This is a genomic window from Chloroflexus islandicus, from assembly GCF_001650695.1.
GTDB classification, from domain to species: domain Bacteria; phylum Chloroflexota; class Chloroflexia; order Chloroflexales; family Chloroflexaceae; genus Chloroflexus; species Chloroflexus islandicus.
Genome location: NZ_LWQS01000107.1, coordinates 1 through 3,338 on the forward strand (window position 1 = coordinate 1; position 3,338 = coordinate 3,338).

Below are 3,338 nucleotides of genomic sequence, written 5' to 3' on the forward strand. Positions count from 1 at the left end.
GCGCTGAACGCGGCGATCGAGGCGGCGCGGGCCGGCGAGCAAGGGAAGAGCTTTGCAGTGGTGGCGCAGCACGTGCGCGAATTGGCGGAGCGGTCGAAGGCGGCGGCGCAGCAGGTGCGGGACATCTTGGCCGAGATCCAGAAGGCGACGAACGCGGCGGTGATGGTGACGGAAGAAGGCGCGAAGGGGGTGGAGCAGGGGGTGAAGCTGGCGGCGCAGGCGGGGCAACTCATCCACCGGATTGCGAGCGAGGTGGAAACTGGCGCGCAGGCGAATATCCAGATGGCGGCGGCGGCGCAGCAACAGATGGTGGGAATGGAGCAGATCGGGCAGGCGATGAGCAACATCCAGCAGGCGACGGCGCAGGCGCTGGCCTCGACCCGCCAAGCCGAGCGCGCGGCCCAAGACCTGCACACGTTGGCGCAGAAGTTGCAGCAGACGGTTGCTGTTTACCGATTGTAAGCCTGATAGGAAGGCAGATGCGCGGGTGGGACGGGGTGATGCACCGTATGGCTCCGTCTCACCCGCCCCTATCTCCACCGGTTGCGAAGAGCTTGAGGCATACACGCTCAACGCTTGGTACGCAGATGATACCCTCATTCGCAGACCGGTTTGGGTTGATGATGAGATGATCGTTACTTAACGGTCAGAAAAGTAAAACCAATGAGCGAAGGTGTCGCTTGCGTGGATCATTGCGTTTTTTTGAGCAAGAATACATCCGGTCAGTAACCGAAATAAAACCGAAACCGTGGTTTTTAGCGACAGATTTGTAGCGTGATCGTAATTTTTTGTTGTGATTCTGTATCCGATGCGTCCTGTTTCTTTGTCAATATCGTTTCGATTTCGTAATCCATTCGTGCTATCCTTTGCTTGTGAAAGTGATATTGCTGGTTAATTGCTCACAATAATGATTGTGGTCGAACGTACTAAAATTAGTATTAAACACGATGATACTTGCCCGCGCCGGTTCTCACGCCGGCAGCACGTTCTGTTCTGAAACCGGCAACGAGGCCGTCTATGGATCTCTCAGTCTTACTCGCCGACCCTGCTGCCCGTGCGATCCTCCACGAACGCGCCCGCAGCTTAGCCCGTTCTCATCAGGTTGCCGAGACTGCCCCCCGCGAATTGGTGCTCCGGTTTACCCTCGGCAACGAACAGTACGCTCTGCCGGCCACCGCGACCCGCGAAGTGATCCGTTGTGAGAGCGTCGCGCCGCTGCCTGCCGTCCATCCAGCCATCCTTGGCTTGGTCAACGTGCGCGGACGGCTGCTGGTCTGCCTCGATCTGCGCCCCTTGCTCGGTTTACCCACGCCGCCGTCGCAATCGACGATGTATCTGCTGATTGTGAGCGCTGGCGGGATGGAAGTGGCGTTGCTGGTTGATCAGGTGGTGTCCATCCAGCCGGAACATCTAACGCTCCATCCAACGCCAGCGGCGATCGCCGGTCGCAGTGCCGGCTGGGTGCGCGGCGTTGACGATCAACTGGCCCTGCATCTCGACCCTGATGGCCTGCTTGGCGATCCGCGGCTGGCGACCTCGACCGATTAACCCATCGTATCATTGCATCTAACCGAGGAGCATCCTATGCCGACGCTCGATATTCTCCTCATCGAAGACAGTCCCAGCCAAGCCTTGCAGTTCCGGTTGATGCTGGAACAGGCTGGTTATCGCGTACAGGTCGCTGCTACCGGGATGGAAGGCTGGCGGGTGGCGAGTGTGCTGAAGCCGCGCATGATCTTGCTCGATATCGATCTGCCGGGGTTAGATGGCTTTCAGGTGTTGAGCCGGCTCAAACGCGATCGCATCACGAAAGGGATTCCAGTGGTGATGCTGACCCACCGCGATCAGATTAACAGTGTGCAGCGTGCGCTCGAACTGGGCGCCGACGATTATCTCTACAAAGACGATGCGGCCAGCGAGTTGTTGCCGGTGGTCGCGCAAGCAATGGCGTTAGCGCAGCATTCTCATTCTTGATGTCAGAAGGAGCCGGTTATGGCATTCCTCAATTCGATCAGTTTGCGCAATAAAATTCTCCTGATCGTTGGTCTTGTGTTGCTGGGGATGGTAACGGTCGCGATTGTGTCGTATCAGGCAATGCTGACCGCAGCGCAACGCGAAGATGAATTGCAAGAGGCGTATACCATCATTGAACATACCCGCCAGATGGAAGCTAGCCTCTTTATGATGGAGTCGGGCGAACGTGGATTTTTGATCACCGGTGATCCGACCTTTCTCGAAAAGTATGAAAATGGTCAAAAACGTTATGCAACTCTCTTAAACGAACTCAAACAACTCGTTCCGTCACAAACTACCGAATACGCCTTGATTGAGGAAATTGATAAAGAATTGGGATTGTGGAAGAGTGAAGCGGCCCAACCCTTGATCGAGCTGCGCTATGCCGTAGTGCGCGGTGAAGCGTCGCTCGATCAAGTGGTGCAGGGTGTCGCGAGCCGAATTGGGCGCAATCGTTTCTTGCGCATTAGCGAGCTCTTGAACCAATTGGCCAATCAAGAATATCAATCACTCAATCAGGTTGTGGCGGCGTCTGAAGAGGCGCTGAATAATCTACAAGCCGTGCTGATCGGCGGCACGTTTGCGGCCATTGCGCTCGGTACCGTATTGACCTTCTTTATCGCTGGCGGGATCGATCGGCGGTTGGGGATGGTGACGCGGGCGGCGACCCAGATGGCGGGCGGCAAGCTCAATGACCACTATGCCTTGCCCGACGGCCAAGACGAGGTGGGCCGGCTGGCTACGGCCTTTAGCCAGATGGCCAATACCATCCGCCAGCAACTGGAAGAGCAGCGCCGTGCCAACGAAGAGCTGCGCGCCGCCAGCGCCACCAAGGTGGCGAAAGAGTACCTCGAACAGGTGGTGCGCGAGTATGGCGCCTTTGCCACCGAAGTCGCGCGCGGCAATCTGGCGGTGCGGCTGCCGGTCAACGGCGCCAACGACGATTTGACCATCCTCGGCCAGCAGCTCAACGTGATGGTCGAGGGGCTGCGAGCGATTGCCGGCCAAGTGCAGCACGCCAACGCCGATATCGCCACCGCCGCCGCCGAGATTTTGGCCGCTACCACCCAACAGGCGTCGTCGGCTGCCGAGCAGTCAGCCGCGCTGACCCAGACTGCGACCACGATCGACGAGGTGAAGGCGATTTCGGTGCAGACGGCCAAGCAGGCGTCGCAAGTGGCAAGCGACAGCCAGAATGCGCTCGAGATTGCCCGCCAAGGGGCGCAGGCGGTGGAAGAGACGATCAATGGGATGAACCAGATCCGCAGCCGGGTGGAGACGATCGCGCAGACGATTTTGGGGCTGGCCGAGCAGACGCAGGCGAT

General features: G+C 58.4%; 4 protein-coding genes. All 4 read left to right on the forward strand.

Going from position 1 to position 3,338, the window contains the following annotated elements:
• Positions 1–462: methyl-accepting chemotaxis protein (locus A6A03_RS18740; protein WP_245669062.1), on the forward strand; the 462-nt coding region annotated here is incomplete at its 5' end.
• A 555-nt stretch (positions 463–1,017) separates the two neighbouring features.
• On the forward strand, positions 1,018–1,548 hold the full coding sequence (locus A6A03_RS18745) for a chemotaxis protein CheW (protein WP_066791329.1): 531 nt from the start codon (positions 1,018–1,020) through the stop codon (positions 1,546–1,548).
• A gap of 36 nt (positions 1,549–1,584) precedes the next feature.
• Entirely contained in the window at positions 1,585–1,974 is a 390-nt protein-coding gene (locus A6A03_RS18750) for a response regulator (protein ID WP_066791331.1), read from the forward strand.
• 18 nt (positions 1,975–1,992) lie between these two features.
• A partial coding sequence (locus A6A03_RS18755) for a CHASE3 domain-containing protein (protein WP_082909016.1) occupies positions 1,993–3,338 on the forward strand: 1,346 nt, incomplete at its 3' end.